This window comes from Phycisphaerales bacterium (assembly GCA_016716475.1).
Classification (GTDB): domain Bacteria; phylum Planctomycetota; class Phycisphaerae; order UBA1845; family Fen-1342; genus JADJWG01.
Genome location: JADJWG010000001.1, coordinates 612,956 through 632,278 on the forward strand (window position 1 = coordinate 612,956; position 19,323 = coordinate 632,278).

Annotated in this window: 16 protein-coding genes; 8 read left to right on the forward strand and 8 right to left on the reverse strand. The window is 65.4% G+C overall.

The features are described from left to right. Positions 1 to 8 precede the first annotated feature (8 nt). The 4 genes from nuoF to IPM18_02665 all read left to right on the forward strand — a co-directional run bounded on the left by nuoF (position 9) and on the right by IPM18_02665 (position 5,229). Complete coding sequence (gene nuoF, locus IPM18_02650) at positions 9 to 1,463, forward strand: NADH-quinone oxidoreductase subunit NuoF (protein ID MBK9118488.1); 1,455 nt, start codon at positions 9 to 11, stop codon at positions 1,461 to 1,463. Between the two features lie 50 nt (positions 1,464 to 1,513). Then, positions 1,514 to 3,115, forward strand: a complete 1,602-nt coding sequence (locus tag IPM18_02655) for a (2Fe-2S)-binding protein (protein MBK9118489.1) — start codon at positions 1,514 to 1,516, stop codon at positions 3,113 to 3,115. Positions 3,116 to 3,182: 67 nt separating this feature from the next. After that, positions 3,183 to 4,544 (forward strand): NADH-quinone oxidoreductase subunit NuoH, encoded by a 1,362-nt coding sequence (gene nuoH / locus IPM18_02660; GenBank protein ID MBK9118490.1) that lies wholly within the window; start codon positions 3,183 to 3,185, stop codon positions 4,542 to 4,544. A 94-nt stretch (positions 4,545 to 4,638) separates the two neighbouring features. Further along, a complete protein-coding gene (locus IPM18_02665) occupies positions 4,639 to 5,229 on the forward strand; it encodes an NADH-quinone oxidoreductase subunit I (protein MBK9118491.1) in 591 nt (196 codons plus the stop codon). 33 nt (positions 5,230 to 5,262) lie between these two features. Here the strand turns inward: IPM18_02665 and IPM18_02670 are convergent, their stop codons facing one another. The 7 genes from IPM18_02670 to IPM18_02700 all read right to left on the reverse strand — a co-directional run bounded on the left by IPM18_02670 (position 5,263) and on the right by IPM18_02700 (position 11,016). Then, positions 5,263 to 6,144, reverse strand: coding sequence for an RnfABCDGE type electron transport complex subunit B (locus tag IPM18_02670; GenBank protein ID MBK9118492.1), 882 nt, complete (start codon positions 6,142 to 6,144; stop codon positions 5,263 to 5,265). Between the two features lie 42 nt (positions 6,145 to 6,186). Continuing rightward, positions 6,187 to 6,822 (reverse strand): electron transport complex subunit RsxA, encoded by a 636-nt coding sequence (locus tag IPM18_02675; GenBank protein ID MBK9118493.1) that lies wholly within the window; start codon positions 6,820 to 6,822, stop codon positions 6,187 to 6,189. Beyond that, positions 6,822 to 7,442, reverse strand: coding sequence for an electron transport complex subunit RsxE (rsxE, locus tag IPM18_02680; GenBank protein MBK9118494.1), 621 nt, complete (start codon positions 7,440 to 7,442; stop codon positions 6,822 to 6,824). Before rsxE ends, IPM18_02675 begins: the two co-directional genes overlap by 1 nt. Continuing rightward, the gene (locus IPM18_02685) at positions 7,442 to 8,035 is read right to left on the reverse strand and encodes an FMN-binding protein (GenBank protein ID MBK9118495.1); all 594 of its coding nucleotides are present in this window, start codon (positions 8,033 to 8,035) and stop codon (positions 7,442 to 7,444) included. The genes rsxE and IPM18_02685 overlap by 1 nt, the downstream gene beginning before the upstream one ends. A gap of 25 nt (positions 8,036 to 8,060) precedes the next feature. Further along, positions 8,061 to 9,209, reverse strand: a complete 1,149-nt coding sequence (locus IPM18_02690) for an RnfABCDGE type electron transport complex subunit D (protein ID MBK9118496.1) — start codon at positions 9,207 to 9,209, stop codon at positions 8,061 to 8,063. A gap of 83 nt (positions 9,210 to 9,292) precedes the next feature. Continuing rightward, complete coding sequence (gene rsxC, locus IPM18_02695) at positions 9,293 to 10,684, reverse strand: electron transport complex subunit RsxC (protein MBK9118497.1); 1,392 nt, start codon at positions 10,682 to 10,684, stop codon at positions 9,293 to 9,295. Then, positions 10,681 to 11,016 carry a SoxR reducing system RseC family protein gene (locus IPM18_02700; protein ID MBK9118498.1) on the reverse strand — a complete coding sequence of 112 codons (336 nt, stop codon included), beginning with the start codon at positions 11,014 to 11,016 and terminating at the stop codon, positions 10,681 to 10,683. The genes rsxC and IPM18_02700 overlap by 4 nt, the downstream gene beginning before the upstream one ends. A gap of 292 nt (positions 11,017 to 11,308) precedes the next feature. Between IPM18_02700 and IPM18_02705 the strand changes: the two genes are divergently transcribed. The 4 genes from IPM18_02705 to IPM18_02720 all read left to right on the forward strand — a co-directional run bounded on the left by IPM18_02705 (position 11,309) and on the right by IPM18_02720 (position 17,110). After that, positions 11,309 to 12,340 (forward strand): ABC transporter permease, encoded by a 1,032-nt coding sequence (locus tag IPM18_02705; GenBank protein ID MBK9118499.1) that lies wholly within the window; start codon positions 11,309 to 11,311, stop codon positions 12,338 to 12,340. Beyond that, positions 12,330 to 13,580, forward strand: a complete 1,251-nt coding sequence (locus IPM18_02710; GenBank protein MBK9118500.1) for an ABC transporter ATP-binding protein — start codon at positions 12,330 to 12,332, stop codon at positions 13,578 to 13,580. The genes IPM18_02705 and IPM18_02710 overlap by 11 nt, the downstream gene beginning before the upstream one ends. A gap of 111 nt (positions 13,581 to 13,691) precedes the next feature. Continuing rightward, positions 13,692 to 15,056, forward strand: coding sequence for a methyltransferase domain-containing protein (locus tag IPM18_02715; protein ID MBK9118501.1), 1,365 nt, complete (start codon positions 13,692 to 13,694; stop codon positions 15,054 to 15,056). Continuing rightward, a complete protein-coding gene (locus IPM18_02720) occupies positions 15,053 to 17,110 on the forward strand; it encodes a glycosyltransferase (GenBank protein ID MBK9118502.1) in 2,058 nt (685 codons plus the stop codon). The genes IPM18_02715 and IPM18_02720 overlap by 4 nt, the downstream gene beginning before the upstream one ends. Here IPM18_02720 and IPM18_02725 read toward each other — a convergent pair. Then, positions 17,065 to 19,266, reverse strand: coding sequence for a hypothetical protein (locus tag IPM18_02725; GenBank protein MBK9118503.1), 2,202 nt, complete (start codon positions 19,264 to 19,266; stop codon positions 17,065 to 17,067). The two genes, IPM18_02720 and IPM18_02725, sit on opposite strands and share 46 nt — an antisense overlap. Positions 19,267 to 19,323: the final 57 nt, after the last annotated feature.

A 19,323-nucleotide genomic window follows, 5' to 3' on the forward strand; every position in this document is an offset into this window, starting at 1 on the left:
AAGCCATCATGGCCTTCGAACCCGTCCTGATGCGTCATTACCGCGTGCCCAACAGCACCTCTCTGCAGGTCTACCAACAGGCCGGTGGCTACACCGGCGCAGCCAAAGCGCTCCAGATGACCGCGGACGAGCTGGTCGAGCTGGTGAAGAAAGCGAACCTGCGCGGCCGCGGTGGCGCGGGCTTTCCGGCCGGCGTGAAGTGGACGTTTCTGCCGAAGGATCGCAAGGTCACCTACCTGTGCATCAACGCCGACGAGTCTGAACCGCCGACCTTCTGCAACCGCATTACGATCGAAACCGACCCGCACATGCTGCTCGAAGGCATCCTGATCGCGGGTTACGCCACGCGCACGACGGTGGCCTACATCTACATGCGGGGCGAGTTCACCGAGCAGTTCCACATCCTGCAGAAGGCCCTGGATGAGGCCTATGCCGCCGGTTATTTCGGACAGAACATCCTCGGGAGCGGCTACAACCTCGAGTGCTACATCCACCGCGGCGCCGGGGCGTACGTCTGCGGGGAAGAGACCGGACTCATCGAAAGTCTGGAGGGCAAGCGTGGCTGGCCCCGTATCAAGCCGCCCTTCCCCGCCGTCGAGGGCGCCTTCCGCCAGCCAACCGTTGTAAACAACGTGGAGACGCTGGCCTGCCTGCCGCACATTCTGACGCGTGGCGTCGACTGGTGGCTGTCAATCGGAACCGAAAACTCCAAAGGCCCGAAGATGTATTGCGTGAGCGGCCCGGTGAACCGTCCGGGCTGCTACGAGGCCCCGCTGGGAGTCAGCGTCCGCGAGTTGATCTACGGCCAGGATTTCGGCCAGGGCATGCGCGGCGGACGGAAGGTGAAGGCGGTCTTCCCGGGGGGCCTCTCGATGGGTGTGATCCGGGGCGACATCTTTCCCCGCCACCCCGAGGCCGGCCAGGTCGAGCTTGCCAGGGACTACGACGAGTTGGACTGCCGGCTCGACTTCGACGATGTGCGGCGGTACGACCTGCTGGGGCTCGGCACGGCCGCCCTGGTGGTCGTGAACGAAGACACGGATATGCGAGACGTCCTGCGCAACGTCGCCCGGTTCTATTCCCACGAATCCTGCGGGCAGTGTACGCAGTGCCGCGAGGGGACCGCCTGGATGCAGCGCATCGCGGAACGGATCCGCGCCGGGGCCGGCCGGGTGCTCGACCTCGACCTGATCGAGGAGATCACGCGCAACATGGGCATGATGCCCGGGATGAGCATCTGCGGCCTGCCGGATGGGGCCGCGTGGCCGCTCCGCACTCTTGTCCAGAAGTTCCGCCGCGAGTTCGAGGCCCACATCGCCGCCCAGGCGCCGGACGCCGCGGCGAAATACATCCAACGGATCAACCCCGCTGCCTACGACCTGCCGATCCTGCAAGGTCGTGCCGTCGCTCCGACGGGCGGGACTTTTTATCATCCGGAGAAGTACGCGGGCGCAGCACACTAGCGTTCTGTGCAGGCCGCTCCTCCAGCGAGCACACAAGGCAGTCGCGAGTCATGCCGAAGATCATCATCGATGGACAGGAAGTTGCCTGCCGGGAGAACATCCCGGTCTTGCAGGCCGCCCTCGAAGCCGGTCAGGACATTCCCCATTACTGCTACCATCCCGGCTTGTCGATCGTCGCGAGTTGCCGCCTCTGCCTCATGGAGATGAAGATGCCCGACCCCCGGACGAAAGAGCTCGTCTGGGTGCCGAAGCTCTTCCCCTCCTGCCAGACACCGGTGAAGGACGGCATGGAGGTCCGCTTCAATACGGAGCGCGTCCGCGACAACGTCAAGCACGTGATGGAGTACTACCTTCTCAACCACCCGCTGGACTGCCCGGTCTGCGACAAGGCCGGCGAGTGCTACCTCCAGGACTACACCGAGTCCGGCGGACCCGCCACTTCCCGCATGGTCGAGGAGAAGTACAAGAACCCGAAGAAGGACATTGGCCCGCACACCCTGCTCTACCAGGACCGCTGCGTGCTCTGCTCACGCTGCGTCCGCTTCACCGACGAGATCGCCGGAACCGGCGAGCTCAAGGTCATCAACCGCGGCAGCCGCGGGGAGATCGACGTCTTCCCCGGTGCGCCCCTCGCGAACGCGCTCCAGGGCAACGTCGTCGATCTCTGCCCGGTCGGCGCCCTGCTCGACAAGGGCTTCCTCTTCAAGCAGCGCGTCTGGCTGCTGAAGCACGCCAAGTCCGTCAGCCCGGTCGACAGTCGGGGCCAGACCATCTGGATCGACCACAACGCCGAGGGCATTCACCGCATCCGGCCGCGCTTCAACGAGCGCGTCAACGAATGGTGGATCAGTGACGAAGCCCGGTTCGGCTGGAAATTCATCTATCGCGCGGACCGCCTGTCCCAGCCGCGTACCCGGAACGGCACGGCGCTCGCCCCGGTGGCGTGGGAAGCGCTGCCCGACCTGCTGCGCTCCCGGATCGAGCAGGCGGCCGCCGGCGACGGTGGAGCGCGCGTCGCCGCCGTACTCAGTCCGATGCTGAGTTGTGAAGAGGCCTGGCTGCTCGCCCAGTTCATCCGCGACCTTGCTCCGCAGGCCACCCTCGTACTCGGTCACGTCCCGGTCACCGGTCAGGACCGGTGTTTCCCGAAGGGCTTCAAGATCATGGCCGAGAAGTGCCCCAACCGGAGGGGCATCGAGACCGTGCTCGCCCATTTCGGCGGACCGCAGTCCACCTTCGCCGAGTTCCTGGGCCGCGCGGTCGAGGGCCAGGTCGCGGCCGCGTACGTCACGGCCGGGTACCCGGAAGCGTGGGTGGACGATCGGGCGGTGACGGCGCTGCGGAAGGTTCCCTTCCTCGCCGTGCACGACCTCTTCCCCTCGGGTCTCGACGCCAGCGCCACGGTCCAGATTCCCGCGGCCTCCTGGGCGGAGCGGGAAGGCACTTTCATGAACTGCGACGGCTTGCTACAGGCCTTCGACCGGGCCATCCCCCCGCTCGAAGGCGTCAAGCCGGACGGCCAGTTCCTCTTCGAGCTCGCCGGCGGTGAGGGACTCTTCCGATCGCACAAGGTGCGTGCCAGCGTGGCTGCTGCGGTCCCCGCGCTGGGTGATGTTTTCGAACCGCGCCCGCTGCCCGAGCACGCTCACTGAGTCGGCGGCGGCAACCGTTTTGGCCCCCTTAACACCGCCCCACCCCCGCGGTACAAGTAGAGCCATCATGATGGATTTGACAGTCAACCGGGTGGAACGAACCCTCCGCAGCCCGCTGCTGTTGCTGTTCCTCGTCGTTGTCGCGGGCCCCGCTGCCACCGTGGTGGGCATCTGGACCCTCGTCCAGTGGTCCGTCGTACAGCAGGTTCTCGCGGATCCTTTCTGGTTCCCGCTCGTGGTGATGGGGACGATGCTGTTCATCATCCTGAACGGCTGCGCGGTGTGCATTCTCGCCGAACGGAAGATCGCCAGCTTCACCCAGGACCGGCACGGTCCGAACCGCGTCGGCTACTGGGGCTGGCTCCAGCCCATCGCGGACGGTCTCAAGTTCTTCCTCAAGGAAGACATCACACCGCACCACGTCGACAAGCCGATCTTCACCCTCGCGCCGATCGTAGCGATGATCACCGCGCTGCTCGGTTTCGCGATCATCCCGTGGGCTGGTTACGTCGTGTGGCCGTGGATGCCGGCCAGCGCCACCCCGCTGAGCACGCAGGCCGCAGCGCTCAACATCGGCGTGCTGTGGATTGTGGCGGTGGGATCGCTGGGGGTCTACGGCATCGTGCTCGCGGGTTACGCAAGCAACAACAAGTACTCGTTCTACGGCGGCATGCGGGCTACCGCCCAGATGATCAGCTACGAGCTGCCCATCGGCCTCGCGCTGCTCTGCATGCTGCTCGCGACCGGCACGCTGCGACTGGACGAGATGGTGAACCAGCAGGCCGCCAGCGGCATCTGGTACATCTTCCTCTACCCAGTGCCGTTCCTGCTGCTGCTGATCGGGGCGTTTGCCGAAGGCAACCGGGCCCCGTTCGACCTCGCCGAGGCCGAGCAGGAACTCGTCGGCGGCTTCCACACCGAGTACAGCTCCATGCGTTTCGCCCTGTTTTTCCTGGGTGAATACGCCCACATGATCACGGCGAGCGCCTTCATCGCAGCCATCTTCCTCGGCGGCTGGGCCCCGCTCCCGTTCGTGTCCTTCTACTCCACTCTGCCGGACGGCACGATCGAGCCGACCGCCTGGAACGTGAGCTGGTGGGCGATGCTCATCAAGTTCGGCGCCTTCCTGGCCAAGATCACCGTGTTGATCGCCTTCTTCATGTTCATCCGCTGGACGATCCCGCGCTTCCGCTTTGACCAGCTCATGCGGATCACGTGGCAGGGACTCGTGCCGATCGGCATCCTCCTCGTGGCGCTGATTGCAGTCCTGGTCGCATTCAACCTCCAGCGCGTCTGGTGGGCGGCGCTGGGCGTCAACCTCCTCACGATCGTCATCACCCTGCTGGTCGTCGCCCGGGCCGGGAGTCCCGTCACCGGCCGGCAAACCGACCTGCCCACCCCGGAAGTGCGGCCGGCGGCAGCGCGCTAGGATCAGAGGACACGGGCCGCATCAGGCGTCTGATCGGCCCCGGCAGGATAGCGACTCGCGGCGCTCGGCGCCCCCGCAGCAGACAGGTGCAGGCATGCGTGAGCAGGACATCGTCGTTCTCGAACCCCCGCAATTGACGCCCGCCGAGCGGCTCTACCTGCCGCAGATCCTCGACGGGCTCCGTACCACCCTGCGTCACACTTTCAACGTCAAGCGGCGCCACGAAACCGTCACCCAGTATCCCGAGCAGAAGCGGCTGGTCCGCACGGAGAACTACCGCGGCGTGCACCGGCTCAACAAGGATCCGGACGGCCGCGTCGCCTGCGTGGCCTGCTTCATGTGCAGCACCGCCTGCCCGGCCCACTGCATCCACATCGAGGCCGGCGAGAGCCCCTGGCCCGATCGCGAGAAGTACCCCGTCAAGTTCGACATCGACGAGCTGCGCTGCATCTACTGCGGCATGTGCGAGGAGGCCTGCCCGGTCGATGCGATCGAGCTGACCCCGCACTACGAACTTGTCGGCCGCACGCGCGAGGAGCTGATCTTCGACAAGGAGAAGCTCCTGCACGTCTTCGAGATGACCAGGGACGCCAAGCCGCGGAAGAACCCGCCGGTGACCGACTATGGCCTGACCGGCGGCCAGCCGAAGGAAGTCGGCCAGCCGAACGCCACGCGGAAGGTTTAATCCCTTCGGCCAACCTCACCGGCTCACGTCCGCTCAGGCCTCGGCTTCCCGCTCCGCCGACGCGCCTTCTGTGACGGCCTCCGGCTCCGCCTGCTCCGGGCGCGGCTTACCGAAGTAGACCAGCACCTCGGCCGGGCACTTGTCGAGCACCTTCTGGATCTCCGGCGTCTCCGCGCCCGTGTACGTCTCGTAGTCGATGTGCGCCACGTTGTCCGTCACCACGAAGATGCCCTTCGCCAGCCGTTCGCACATCTTGCAGCCAATGCACCCGACCTTGCAGACGGCCTTGACCGCCTTGGCGGGCTCGTGGTTGTTGCAGGCCACGACCAGCATGCGCTCCTGCTTGAACGGGATGCGCTCGATCAGGTCGCGTGGGCAGGCCGTCACACATGCACCGCAGCCGGTGCATTTGTCGTAGTCGACGACCGGCCGCCCCGCCTGCATATGCAGCGCATCGAAGTCGCAGGCCGTGCAGCAGTCCCCGTACCCGAGACAGCCGTAAACGCACGCCTGCGTCGTGCCGACCACGTTCGCCTCGACACAGCTCCGCACACCGTCATACTGCACGCCCCCGAGCTTGTCCTCGGTGCGCGCGCCGCACTTGATCACCACGCGGTACGGGGCCGTCTCGATCACTTCCACGCCGAGGATTTCGGCAATGCGCGTGGCCGTTTCCGACCCGCCTACCGGGCAACCGCTGCACGCGACGCGCTGCTCGACCACCGCCTTGGCGAAGTCTGCACAGCCGGCGAAACCACAGCCACCGCAGTTCGCGGCCGGCAGCGCCTCGTTCACCTCGGCAATGCGCGGGTCCTCGTCCACGCGCAGTTTGTCTTTGGCGATCCCCAGCAGGGTCGCGAAGACCAGCGTGAGGGCGAAAAGAATCACCGCGGCCATGGCGACGGTCAGTAACATGCGACACACTCCTCCGCGGCCGCGCGGGCCACGGCCTGCGGCCTACTTCCCGAGTCCGGCGAAGCCGCCGAACGCCAGCGCGAGAATCCCCGCGGTCAGCAACGTGATGCCAGCCCCTTGCAGGGGCTTGGGAATATCGCTGAAGCGCAGGTGCTCGCGGATGCCCGCCATCATCACGATCGCAATGGTAAAGCCGATCCCGCCGCCGAAGGCGTACGTCAGTGCGTTGATGAACGGCTGCGTCTCGGGCTTCATGTAGATGTACAGGCAGGCGCCCATGATCGCGCAGTTCGTCGTGATCAGCGGCAGAAAGACCCCCAACGCGGTGTACAGCGGCGGGAAGAACTTCTTCAGGTACATCTCGACGAGCTGCACCATCGAAGCAATCACCATGATGAACGCCACGTACTGCAGCACGTTCAGCCCGGTACGGATCGGCTCACCCGCCGCGTCACGGAAGAGCAGCGCACTGAGCGGTTCGAGGATGCCGTGCATGATGGTCCACGTCACCGCACCCGCCACGGTGATCACGAAGGTCACCGCGCAGCCCATCCCGAAGGCCATGTCGATCTTCCGCGACACGCCCAGGAACGGGCAGATGCCGAGAAAACCCGACAACACCAGGTTGTTGACCAGCACGACACCGAGAAAGATGGCCGCCATCTGCCCGAGGTCCATTACGCACCTCCCCGGCCGCGCTGCCGCAGCCAGTTCACCACCCCGACGATCACGCCCAGCGTGAGGAAGGCCCCCGGCGGCAGGATCATGATGATCCACTTGTGCGGCTCGAAGCTCGCCGGCAGCACCGCAAAGTTGAGCAGCGTGCCCGCCCCCAGGAGTTCCCGCACAGCGCCCAGAATCAGCAGCGCGCCCGTGAAGCCCAGGCCGATGCCGAAGGCGTCGGCGAGCGAACGCGCCACCCCGTTCTTCATCGCCACGACTTCCGCCCGCGCGATGATCATGCAGTTCACGATGATCAGCGGGATGAACGCCCCGAGCTTCATCGCCACGTCGTACACGAATGCCTTGAGGACCAGGTCCGCGATGGTCACGAACGTCGCGATCGTCAGCGTGAAGACGAGAATGCGCACATGGGGCTGGATCAGCTTGCGCAGCAGACTCGTGATCAGGTTCGACATCACGACGACGAACGTCGCGGCGCCCCCCATCACCAGGCCATTCTCCACGCTGCTCGTCACGGCCAGTACCGGGCACATCCCGAGGAGCTGCACCAATACCGGGTTGTTGTCGAGCAGCCCACTGCGAAACTGCTGGAAATGAGTCGTGGTGGCGGGCATCAACGGCTCCCTTCCGGCTCGGCCGCGAGCAGCGCCTGCAGGGCCGGGCGCACGCGCTGGTTGACGTCATTCACGATGTCGGTGACGTAGACACTCGACCAGGTCGCGCCCGTAATCGCTTCGACCTCCTGCGGGGCCCGGGGTGGACGCTTCTCGACGACGAGCTTTACGTCGGCACCCTTTTCGCGAAACTGCTCCGGAAACGGGTAGCCGGGATTGATCTTCGTGCCGAGGCCGGGCGTCTCGCTGTGCTCGATCACCCGCACACCCAGCACACGGTCGAGTTCGGGGCTCAATCCCACAACCAGCGTGATGCGATCGACGAACCCCGGCCCGAAAGCCCGCACGGCGTAACCCGCGATCTGGCCACTGGAGTCGAAGCACCGGTAGACGTCATTCCGGTCCACCACGAGCTTCTCCGGCGGTCGGGCCGCGTCCATCGCCGGCACAACCTCCGCAATCGCTTCGCTCAGTACCGCCGCCCGGTTCTGATCGATCAGCGGCTGGAGCTGGGCCTGGGCGCCCGCCAGCAACATGGCGAAGACCGTTCCCAGTACCAGGACCAACCACGATTCCCGCATGAACTTCTGCACGGCGTAACCGCCTTTCTCAACTCATCTACGCCTTCACATGCCCACCAAACGGTGTCGGTGTCGTCACCCGCTCGATCAGCGGTGTCAGGGCATTCATGATCAGGATCGCGAACATCAGCCCCTCAGGATACGCCCCAAATAGCCGAATCACCGCAATCAATACGCCGACACCCAGGCCGAAAAGGATACGCCCCAGCGGGTTGACCGGCGCACCCACGTAATCCGTTGCGATGAAGAACGCCCCGAATAACAGGGCGCCGCTTAGCAACTGGTAGCCCGCGCCGGTCCACGCGATCCGCAACGTATCCGCCAAACCCAGCCCTGACCGGAACGCCAGCTCGCCGGCCGCGTTCGCTTCCGCCAGTGCCGGCAGCAGTTTCGCGTCGACTTCCCCCGGCCACACGACATACACGCCCAATGTGACCGCGAGCACACCCAGCAGGACGAACACCGGCTGGCGCCAGTCCGCGCGCCGTCGCAGGACGAGGTACAAGCCGCCGAGTAATGCTGCCAGCGCACTGGTCTCGCCAATGCAGCCGCCCACCTTCCCGACGAACAGATCGCCCGTGCTCGGTGGAACATACTCCGGCTTGGACTGCTTCACGATCTGGAGCGGCGTGGCCATCGTGATCGCGTCGATGTTCGGGTCGCCGATCAGCCGGCCCGTCCCTGGCTCCGTCCAGACGCCCAGCGCGGCCGGGAAGCAGATCATCAGGAACGCCCGACCGACCATGGCGGGGTTGAACAGGTTGTTCCCCAGGCCGCCAAAGGCCGACTTCGCCAACCCGATCGCCACCGCCCCGCCCAGAAAACCCATGTAGTAGTTCAGACCACCTTCGCGCACCGGCGGCAGCGAGAACGCGAGAATCATCCCGGTTACCAGGGCCGACCCGTCGACCAGCGAGGCCTGGCTGCGGCCGCGCAGCCAGTTGCCCGCCGCCTCGGCCGCAAGGCAACCCGCCGTCGTCACCACCACGAGGACGAGTGCCCCGATTCCAAAGTACAGAATCGCCGCGGCCAGCAACGGCAGCATCGCCAGCGCTACATCGAACATGATGCGCTGCGTCGTATCCCCCGCCGCGACGTGCGGGGGTGAACTCACCAGGAAGCCACGCGGGCCGTCCGCACGAATCGGCAGGGCCGTCGGCTTGGCCGGAACCGGTGTTTCGCTCATCTGCGGATCCTTCCCGGGCTGCGGCAGCCCGTCACCGGTCAGCGAACGCCGCCCCGCGCCGCCACCGGCCGCACTCGGCAACTTTACTTTTTGGTCATCTGGATCTGGCGCCACTGGTTCTTTCCGGCCCGGATGTATTGCGCCAACGGGATCTGGGCCGGACAAACGTACGAGCAGCAGCCGCATTCACAGCAGGCCTGCATGTCGAAGTCGATCGCGAGCTGGTACTCGCGGTGCTTGATCGCGTGCGCTATCTTCGTCGGCGAGAGGAACAATGGGCAGTTGTCGATGCACCGGCCACAGCGGATGCAGGCCCCTTCGTGCCAGTGCGCCGTCTCCTCCTCGATCATCACGGTGATGCCGCCCACCCCTTTCGTCACCGGAACGTCCAGGTTCGGCACCGTCGGCCCCATCATCGGCCCGCCGGCGAGCACCTTCAGGGCTGCGGCCGTCACACCACCGGCCGCCCGCTCGATCAGCTCAGAGAACTTCGTGCCGATCGGCACCAGGAAATTGCCCGGCCGCTCCACGCCCAGACCCGTTACCGTGACCACGCGATGCGTGAACGGGGCCTCATGCACGACGGCCCGGGCGATTGCGTGGGCGGTCGAGACATTGATCACCACAACTCCCACGTTGAGCGGCAGCCCCTTGGGTGCGCTCGGCACAACCCGCCCCGTTACGGCCGGGATGAGTTGCCGTTCGCCGCCCATCGGGTACTTCGTTGCACAGATGGCCACTTCCAGTCCCGGGCGCCCGGCGCTTACCTTGCGCAGCGCCTCAATCGCATCCGGCTTGTTCTGCTCGATCGCAATAATCCCACGGGTCGCGCCGGCCGCGTGCATCGCGAGCTGCATGCCCACCACAATCGCTTCCGGACACTCGAGCATCAGCCGATGATCTGCGGTCAGGTACGGCTCACATTCCGCCCCATTGAGCACGAGCGTATCCACCGGCTGGGCCGGGTTGCGCTTCAGTTTGAAGTACGTCGGAAACGTCGCTCCGCCCATGCCCACCAGGCCCGCGTTACGGATGCGCTGGAGAATCAGCTCCGGGTCGAACGATGCGGGCTCCACACCGTCCCAGTTGCGGTCAAGGAAGGTTGCCAGGAAATCCGGCGGTACGGCCCCCTCGGCCGCGGGCGTAATCGGGATCGCATCACACCGCCGTCCACCGGGCCCGGGCAGCAAGGTGACCGCAACCATACCTGACTTACCCGTCACGGAGCTGTGGATCGGTGCCGAGATGGGGTGGTCGATTTCCGCGATCTTCTGCCCGTAGGTCACCTCGTCGCGCGCCTTGATGATCGGCAGGCATGGTGGTCCCAAGTGCTGCGACATCGGGATCAGCAACTCGCCTTGTGGCTCGAAGAGCGCAATCGGCACGTGCTCCGAATAATGCTTGCGATGCGGCGGGTGAATTCCGCGGGGAAAGGCCTTCAGCCCTGACAACCGTTCTATCAGCGTGGCGATCATTCCGTCGCCTCCGTCACAACCGGCCGCGGCCGGAACCACCGGAACAGGAATCGAACCGCCCCCACGCCGATCAGGAAGCCGGCCACCGCACCCCCGGCCGTGGCAAGCTCGACCTCCCCCAAGACGGGTGAGAGCCAAGGCAAACACCAGGCGCCTGCCAATGCGGCCGCCAGGGGCACGATGAAGACAAGTGCTGTAGCCAGCGCCAGGGACACACCATGTTGCGTGCGGCACTCCAGATCCACGTCACGGGCCGCCTCGACGTCGACACCGCAGCCCTCCCCATGGTGGCAGTTGCCGCAGCCCTGCCCGAAATTCTCGAGAAACCTCATGGGCCAACCTCACCGGCCAACGCCTTCGGCGGGCCTTCGCCATGTGCTGTGCAATTTTTCACAGCACACCTGCGACGTATCAGCACCTATCGGATAGCATTGTCCGGAAGTGTGCCATACTTGTCAAGCCGCGCACCGGTTTTGCGCGCCGCGGGCGATCCGTGTATGCCCCTTACGCTTGCGTCCTGACCCCTGCGCCCCCTACGATTCCGACCGCTGCCCGCCGCCGTCGGCCGGCGCGCCGGGCGGTCTGTGGGCACCGTGTCCGCCGCCCAGTTTGACCTGCGGACCGATGACCGGCTGGCGTGCCGCCCCGGTTGTCCCCGGTCTCGGGCTGGCCACGCGGAAGGAAATCGACTCCATGGCCGTCGCCGGACAACCCGCCCGATATGTTGGTCGCATCCTGTGCAACCCGCTCGAGGTGCTCACCTGCGGCTGGCGGGAGCGGCGCCTGATCCAGCGCCTGGCGACGCGTGAGATCGAAACCCGCTACCGTGGCTCGATCCTCGGACTCACCTGGTCCCTGATCGTGCCGTTGCTGCTGCTGGCCGTGTACACCTTTGTATTCTCGGTGATCTTCGGGCTGCGCTGGGATGTGCCTGTCGAAGGTCGGGGCGTGTTTGCGATCGTGCTGTTCACCGGGCTGATCCTGTTCAACGTGTTCGCGGAGTGCGTCAACCGCGCACCGGGGCTGATGATCGAGCGAGTCGCCTACATCAAGAAGGTTGTTTTTCCACTGGAGATCATCGCCTGGGTTACGCTGCTGGTCGCGCTCTTCAATGCCGCGGTCAGCTCGGTCGCGCTGCTCGTGGGGTACCTGGTTTTCGTCGGCATCCCACCGTTGACCGCGATCGCCGCCCCCTTCGCATTGCTGCCACTGATCCTGCTGACCCTGGGGCTCACGTGGTTCCTGTCGTCGGTCGGCGTGTATCTGCGTGACTTTCAGCAGTTCGTCCCCGTGCTCGTGATGATCGTGATGTACCTGAACCCCGTCTTCTATCCGCTCGAGGTGCTGCTGAATCGCGTCGGAAAGGTGCCGCCGCCCGTGCCAGCGGCGGAGGCCCCCGCCGACACCGCCGCTGGGATCGAGCACGCCGTCGTGCCGGAGCCGCCGACCCCCAGTCGGCTGGCCCGAATCGTGCACATCGTGTACAAGCTGAGCCCGTTCGCCGTGGCCATTGAAGAGGCCCGGGGCGCTCTTTTCAAAGGGGTGTGGCCGAGTTGGCGGGCGCTGCTGTTTCACACCGGGCTGGCGTGGGGGGTCGCGTGGCTCGGCTTCATGTGGTTCAACAAGACCCGCAAGGGCTTCGCCGATGTCCTCTGACTGCGTGATCGCCGCCCGCGGACTGGGCAAGGCGTACACCATCTATCACCGGCCGATCGACCGGCTGAAGCAGATGCTGTTCCGCGGCCGGCGGAATTACTACCAGGAGTTCTGGGCTCTCCACGGGGTCGACCTCGAGGTCTACCGCGGCGAGACCGTGGGAATCATCGGACGCAACGGCGCCGGCAAATCGACGCTGCTGCAGCTTATCTGCGGAACGGTGACCCCCACGACCGGGGAATTGTCGGTGCGGGGCCGCGTCGCCGCGCTGCTCGAACTGGGCAGCGGCTTCAATCCCGAGTTCACCGGGCGAGAAAACGTCTACCTCAACGCCGCCCTGCTGGGCATGCGTGATCACGAGATCCACGAGCGCTTCGCCGCCATCGAGGCCTTCGCGGACATCGGCACCTTCATCGACCAGCCCGTGCGCACCTACTCCAGCGGCATGCACGCGCGGCTCGCATTCTCCGTCGCGATTCATGTCGATCCCGAAATCCTGATCGTCGATGAAATCCTCGCGGTCGGTGATGCCGCGTTCCAGCGGAAATGCGTGGAGCGTTTCTACAAGATTCGCGACTCCGGCTGCACGATCCTCTTCGTCTCGCATGATCCGTACCTGGTGAAATCGATCTGCCAGCGCGCCATCTACCTGCGCGGCGGCGAACGCGTCGCCTACGGTAAGGCCGAAGAAGTCATCGACCGGTACATCACCGATATGGAGCGCGTCAACGCGGCCAGCCGTACCCCGACCGACGGCGCCAGTGAACCCGCCACGCCGCCGCCCCCACCCGGCCAACCTTTCCGCATCACGGAAGTGCATCTCGAAAACCCGGCCGGCCAGCGCCTGACCGAGGTGCAGAGCGGGCAGGACATCCAGCTCCGCATGCGATACGTCGCGCTGGATACCGCCTTTCCCAGCGAGATCAGCTTCGTCGTGAATCTTTACCGCCATGACGACTTCTACATCTATGGCACCACGACGCTGATGGAGGGCCTGCCACCCTATGCGGCAGCGCCCGCCGGCGAAGTCATCGTCCGTTTCCCGCGGATTCAGTTGCTCGCGGGCGAGTACAAGTGGCGTATCGCGATCAATGACCACCGCGGGCTCGGCATCCTCGCCGATGCCAAGCATGTGTGTGCGTTCCGCGTGGTCGACCGCTTCCAAGCCGTGGGGCTGGTAGATCTGCCGAAGCAGTGGCTGGTGCGAACCCTGCCGGATGCGCAACAGCAAGTCCGGTGAAGCACCCCACCGTACCCTTGTCGGCCCAGCGCGCGTGTCCGACAATGTCCGACGGGTTCGATCCGAGTTCCGGGCGAGCCGTCCTGAAGCGCGGCCCGCTGCGAGGTCAGTATGTCCACAGCCATGGAGCGCCTGAGTTTCGACGCCGGTCAGAAACACACGGCGATCGAGGCCGCCATCCATCTCAACCGCTACCTGCTCGCCCGGGCGCATTGCGCCGGGCACCAGGTCCTGGATATCGCCTGCGGCCAGGGCTACGGCGCCTACCTCATGGCCGAGCAGTGGGACGCCACTGTAGTGCATGGGGTCGACATTTCACCGGAGGCGATCGATAGCGCCCGGCGCCACTTCAGCTCTCCGCGGATCACCTACCACTGCCACGCCGCCGAGGACCTTCCGGCCCTCTTCAGTCCCGGTCAGTTCGACCTGATCGTCTCACTCGAAACCTTTGAACACCTGCGCGACCCCGCACGCGTACTCGTGATTCTCAAGCAACTCCTGCGGCCGGAGGGTGTCCTGATCCTCTCCTGCCCCAACGATCACTGGTACTATCGCACACCGGACGAACACAACCCCTTTCACACACGTAAATATACGTTTGATGAATTCCGCCGGGTGGCCGAAGACGTACTCGGTCCGGCGCGCTCGTACCTGCTCGGCACACCGGTCGCGGGCTACGTGAACCTCGCACCCGACGATCGCATGCTCGGGCGGCTCAACCAGCCCGTCCGCACGCTGCTCGAAGCACGCTCCCTTGGTAACGCCTTGCTGGTGCCGACCGAGGAGCAGGTGCGTTGGGGGACGTGCAGTTACTTTCTCGGCTTGTGGGGTCCGGAGGACACTGCGGCCGGGGCGACCGCCACCCTCTTCGCCTGTTCGATGGATGCGAGCGAACAGGCCCACCGCCGCGCTCAGGTCGAGAGTCTGCGCGATGAGACGGTGGCCCTGCGGTCCGAGCTGTTCGACGCCCGTCGCGACCTGGCGCTGTCTCGCGAAAGACTGCGCGAATACGAGAGCGAAGTTGCCGAAATCCTGCGCCGCGAGCAGGAAGTCACCGAGCGGGAACAACGCTACCGTGAGGCCGTCGGCAAAGCCGAATACCGCATCGAGCAGCTCGAACGCGAGGTCCGTCACCAGGGCCTGCGCTGCGCGGCGGTACAGGCCGAGAACGAATACATCCGCGAGCAGATTCTTGAGCGCGGGCGAGCGGCCGAAGCCCAGGCCACGGCCCTCCATGCACTCCAGATGCACGCGGCCGATCTCGAACAGCAACGCAACGCCGCCTCCGCCGAGGCGGAGTACCGGGCCACGATCATCGCCGAGTGGCGTACCCACATCGCCAACCTCGAGTCCGAACTCGCCCGCGCGCGACGCCTGCTGCTGACCTCACCCTACTACCTGCTGCGCCGGGCAGGCGGCTACATCCTGCGTCGGTTACGCGGCCGGACGTTGTCCGGAGACTCGACCACTCCATGAGTATCCCCGACCCCCACCACGGACTGATCCCCGGACTTCGCACGTTCGCCTACGTGTACGAACCCAATCACCGGCTGCTGGCCGCCGACGCCTACAAGCCCCAGGGCCCCAATATCGGCCGCAACGGCCGCAACCTCACCATCTCGTTCATATCGCTCAATCGGGCGCAACTCTCCTTGCGCCTGCTCCAGTCGATCGGTCAACACCTCTCCGCTTTCGCGGGCGAGGTGCTTGTGGTTGACAACGGCTCGGAAGCCGAGGAGCTGGAAGCGCTGCGCAACGGCCTGCGGGCGCTACCCGTTCAGTCCCGTCTCGTCGAGCTCGGTAACAATTACGGTGTGGCCGGCGGCCGCAATCGTGCGATGGATCATGTCCATACCGAGTGGGTGCTGTGCCTTGATAACGACATCTACTTCGTGGCAAACCCGCTCACCGAAATTCAGCGTGACCTCGCCATCCTCGGATGCCACTTTCTCAACCTCCCGCTGCTCGATGGCGACGGCCGCACGCTCTTCGCCAAGGGTGGCCACCTCTACCCGGGTGTGGATCGCGGCGCGTTGACCATCGGCGCCGGTTCGGCCTATCGCCAAGGCGCACCCGAGGCCACGCCGACCGGACCGTTCCTGTCGACCTTCCTCTTCGGCGGGGCGTCGGTCATCCAACGCGCCACCTTCGAGTCTGTCGGTGGCTATGACGAGGGCATGTTCGTTGGATTTGAGGATATCGACTTCTCAATTCGCCTCTTCCGCCACGGCCTGAAAGTAGGCAACACCGCCTGCGTCGCGCTCGTGCATGACCACCCCCCGCCGGACACCGAGGACGACCGCAGTTACGAACGCCGACGCTTCTCCCGGGAAGTCCTGCGGCGCTCGGCCGAGTACCTCGAGACCAAGCACTACATGAAAGTGTGGAATGAGGGTGTCGACGCCTGGCTCGCCGCGCGGCACGCCGAACTCGGCCTCTCCAAAGACGTGCCTGTACCGCCGGCCCCCGTCCCGGCTACCGTGGCGCGCAAACCGCGCATCGCTCTCATCACCGACACCGACTGGTGGGCCTTCTGGAACATTTCCCAGCAGCTCTGCCGGCACCTGAGCGACCGCTACGAGTTTCTGGTCATTCCCACCGCGGTCGTCGACAACGTGGTGCATGTCTTCCTGATGGCGCGCGAGTGCGACCTCGTGCACGTGTTCTGGCGCGAGTACCTGACGCTGCTTGAACAGCCGCATACCCGCGTCTACGTCGAATACCTGGGGGGCCGTCATGCCGACTTCCTGCAGCGCAACATCCGCGACAAGCTCATTTCCACCTGCATCTACGACCACCTGCACCTCGAGCCGGCGGCCCTGCGCGCCCGGGCGGCGCTCTACCGCAACGTGGTCAACAGTTATTACGTCGGCTCTGAGCGTCTGAAACGCATTTACGAGGCCATTCCCGACTTCCCCCGTCCCGCGGCCGTCCTGCCCGACGGCGTCGATCTCGAACTCTTCTACCCTTTGAATTCCGAGCGCTTCGACGACATCGGTCAGCGTGAGATCGTGATCGGCTGGACCGGAAACAGCAAGTGGTCGTCCGAGCTCGAAGATTTCAAGGGCGTGCAGACCATCCTGCGACCGGCCGTGGAAGAACTGATTGCGGAGGGCCTGCCCGTACGTCTCCAACTGGCGGATCGCGCCGAAGGTGGTCCGATGATCCCGCACCGTGAAATGGTGCACTACTACAGCACTATCGACGTCTACGTCTGCACATCGAAGATCGAGGGCACACCGAATCCCGTGCTGGAGTCCATGGCCTGTGGCGTCCCGGTGATTACCACCGATGTCGGCGTGGTTCCCGAGGCCTTCGGCTCTCAACAGCGCGATTTCATCCTGCCGGAGCGTTCCATCTCGGCATTGCAGGATGCACTCCGTCGCCTGGTCGCGAACCCCACCCTGTTTCGAACCCTTTCGGCCGAAAATCTCACGGCGATCCAGTCCTGGGATTGGCGCCACCAGGCCGAGCGTTTCGCCGCTTACTTCGACGCATGCCTGGCGCGCTCGTCGGCGTCCGTGTCCTGAGTTTGCGGCGGCACCCTGGTACGTGGCAGCCGCGCCAACAGCGGCCAAACCACGAGCAACATGCCGATGCACGTGGCGGGGAAGGCGTAACGGTGCGTGTTCGTGGGCACACCTGCTACGAGGATGGCGGCGTTGAGCAGCACCGGCAGCGCCACCACGAGCAGGCGCACGTCGGCCAGCCGCAGCGCTGCGAGCACCACCGCCAGCAGGGCGATGTACAGCCACAACGCATTCCGCCACCAGACCGCCGTAAACCACGTACTTTCCTGCCACTGCCCCTGCCGCGCCAGCCACTTTGCCAGTTGTGGCGACAACGAAGCTTCACGCAGGTCGGCAGTATTGCGCGCGACATACCGTAACTCTTGACCATCCCGCCACACCGGCGACATGGGATAGAGCGTTCCCGGCGGTGTTTGCACACGCCACACCAGTGCCGCATTCCGCACCACGTGCCACAGGTTCACATCTGGGCGTCGTGCTGCCGTGCTCCAGAAGACCCGACGGATCGCCTCCGCATTCTGGCCGATGATTTCCATCCCCCGGGCGTGGCCGTACAGAAACGGCCGGCTCGTGTCCGCGCGGTACGGCCATTCGTCAAAGTCCGGAAACAGCCCCGTCATCTCCGCCCGCTCGGGCTCCGTCGTCGTCCCGGCCGCCACATGCGCGGCCACATGGTGCATCATCAGCAGTTCGATGCCGAGCGGACTCCGCGCAATGCCGAGCGCTGCACGCACCGGACCCTTGGCCGCATACCAAGTGCCACCCACGAGCAGAAGTACGACCACCATCTGCGGCCAGGAGCGACGATACACCAGTGCGAGCAGGACGAGTGCGCCGAGCGCCACCGGCCACCCGTTGTGCCGGTACAACGCGACCAGTAACCCCGCCAGGACGAGGCCCGCCAGCACGGGGATGCGCCGCAGGGCACGCCCCTGCTGCACCGCCACGAACGCAAACAGCACCGTGAGCAGTGTGAGCCCAGCGGAAAAGAAAAGGTCCTTCCACAACGTGACCGCCAAAATGCTCTGCGCTGGCGCCAGCGCCGACAACCAAGCCGCTCCCCAACATGCCCAGGCCGGGACCCCTGCCTTCCGGAACACATGCAGCGCCACCCCCACCACGGCCGCGGCTACTCCAATTTGCACCATCGCAACCACGGCCGGTGACAACCACAGGCGCGTGATCAACCAAATCGTAAGGGTGTGAACGTACGGATGATCATCGAGCAGGTTCCCGGACAACATCTGGTCCCATTGCGCAATCGAGTCCGGGGTCAGACATCCCGGCCAGAACGCAATCAGGTACATACTCCAGAGGATCGTCGCCGGAGCGCCGTAGGCCAGCCACGACCACCGCGGCGGCTCCTTTGTCCCGGCGGTATCCGGGCGAACCAGCAGACACGCCCCAACCAGCCACAGGGCAATGCTGAGCAGCCAGATGTCGGCCATTGCGACAGACAATTGCCACGCGGCGCTCGGCGCACGGCCCGCTCCGATCGGGATGCGCACCTCCGACGATTCCGGCGCGTAAAGATCGAGCGTCCGAACCTCGGAGTCCACTGCAATCCGCACACCACCCGACCATGCGTGCCGCCTTAACACCAGTTCGCTCTCTGGCCGCAGGTAGCCGCGCCATACGATCGTCGCCGGCTGATTTCGGTACGACACGAGCGCACGCCCCCGCACCTCCCAGCCGATACCGGGTTCGAAGCCGCGCAGGGAGACGCGTCGCTCCCCGTGGTCCAGCCCGAACAGCCACACCTCGGCCGATCTGGACTCAGCAACATGCTCCCCGGTCGCCGTGAGCGTCACGACCTGCGCTGCCTGTGGCGGAAACGCAGAAGGCAGCGGCACGGCGAAGTAGAAGCCCACCGCTGCGAGCAACACAATGCCGTGCCACCACGCAGTTGCCCATGCGCATTCCGCCTGGCGCGCGCGTCGCTGCAGCACCACGTACACCCACCCGGTGAGCGCGGCCGTTGCCAGCACCGCGCCCAGCAGGAACCACGCTGTAGCGCTGCGTGCTCCGATGAACTCAGCGGCACCGTGTCCGGCGAGCGTCAGCAGCACCGCGACTCCAGTCAGGCACGCGATGGCGATCGCAATGGCCGTATCGCGTTGGCCTGGGGTCGTCTTATGTACTGTGGCGTTCCGCATCGAGCCCTGCGACAAGTTCCGTTCTTCCGAAGCACCCGCGGTGCCGAGCCCGCCCCA

Coding starts and splice junctions, on each gene's coding strand:
- nuoF (MBK9118488.1), top strand. CDS start 9: ATGGCCTTCGAACCCGTCCTGATGCGTCATTACCGCGTGCCCAACAGC.
- IPM18_02655 (MBK9118489.1), top strand. CDS start 1,514: ATGCCGAAGATCATCATCGATGGACAGGAAGTTGCCTGCCGGGAGAAC.
- nuoH (MBK9118490.1), top strand. CDS start 3,183: ATGATGGATTTGACAGTCAACCGGGTGGAACGAACCCTCCGCAGCCCG.
- IPM18_02665 (MBK9118491.1), top strand. CDS start 4,639: ATGCGTGAGCAGGACATCGTCGTTCTCGAACCCCCGCAATTGACGCCC.
- IPM18_02670 (MBK9118492.1), bottom strand. CDS start 6,144: ATGTTACTGACCGTCGCCATGGCCGCGGTGATTCTTTTCGCCCTCACG.
- IPM18_02675 (MBK9118493.1), bottom strand. CDS start 6,822: ATGGACCTCGGGCAGATGGCGGCCATCTTTCTCGGTGTCGTGCTGGTC.
- rsxE (MBK9118494.1), bottom strand. CDS start 7,442: ATGCCCGCCACCACGACTCATTTCCAGCAGTTTCGCAGTGGGCTGCTC.
- IPM18_02690 (MBK9118496.1), bottom strand. CDS start 9,209: ATGAGCGAAACACCGGTTCCGGCCAAGCCGACGGCCCTGCCGATTCGT.
- rsxC (MBK9118497.1), bottom strand. CDS start 10,684: ATGATCGCCACGCTGATAGAACGGTTGTCAGGGCTGAAGGCCTTTCCC.
- IPM18_02700 (MBK9118498.1), bottom strand. CDS start 11,016: ATGAGGTTTCTCGAGAATTTCGGGCAGGGCTGCGGCAACTGCCACCAT.
- IPM18_02705 (MBK9118499.1), top strand. CDS start 11,309: ATGACCGGCTGGCGTGCCGCCCCGGTTGTCCCCGGTCTCGGGCTGGCC.
- IPM18_02710 (MBK9118500.1), top strand. CDS start 12,330: ATGTCCTCTGACTGCGTGATCGCCGCCCGCGGACTGGGCAAGGCGTAC.
- IPM18_02715 (MBK9118501.1), top strand. CDS start 13,692: ATGTCCACAGCCATGGAGCGCCTGAGTTTCGACGCCGGTCAGAAACAC.
- IPM18_02720 (MBK9118502.1), top strand. CDS start 15,053: ATGAGTATCCCCGACCCCCACCACGGACTGATCCCCGGACTTCGCACG.
- IPM18_02725 (MBK9118503.1), bottom strand. CDS start 19,266: ATGCGGAACGCCACAGTACATAAGACGACCCCAGGCCAACGCGATACG.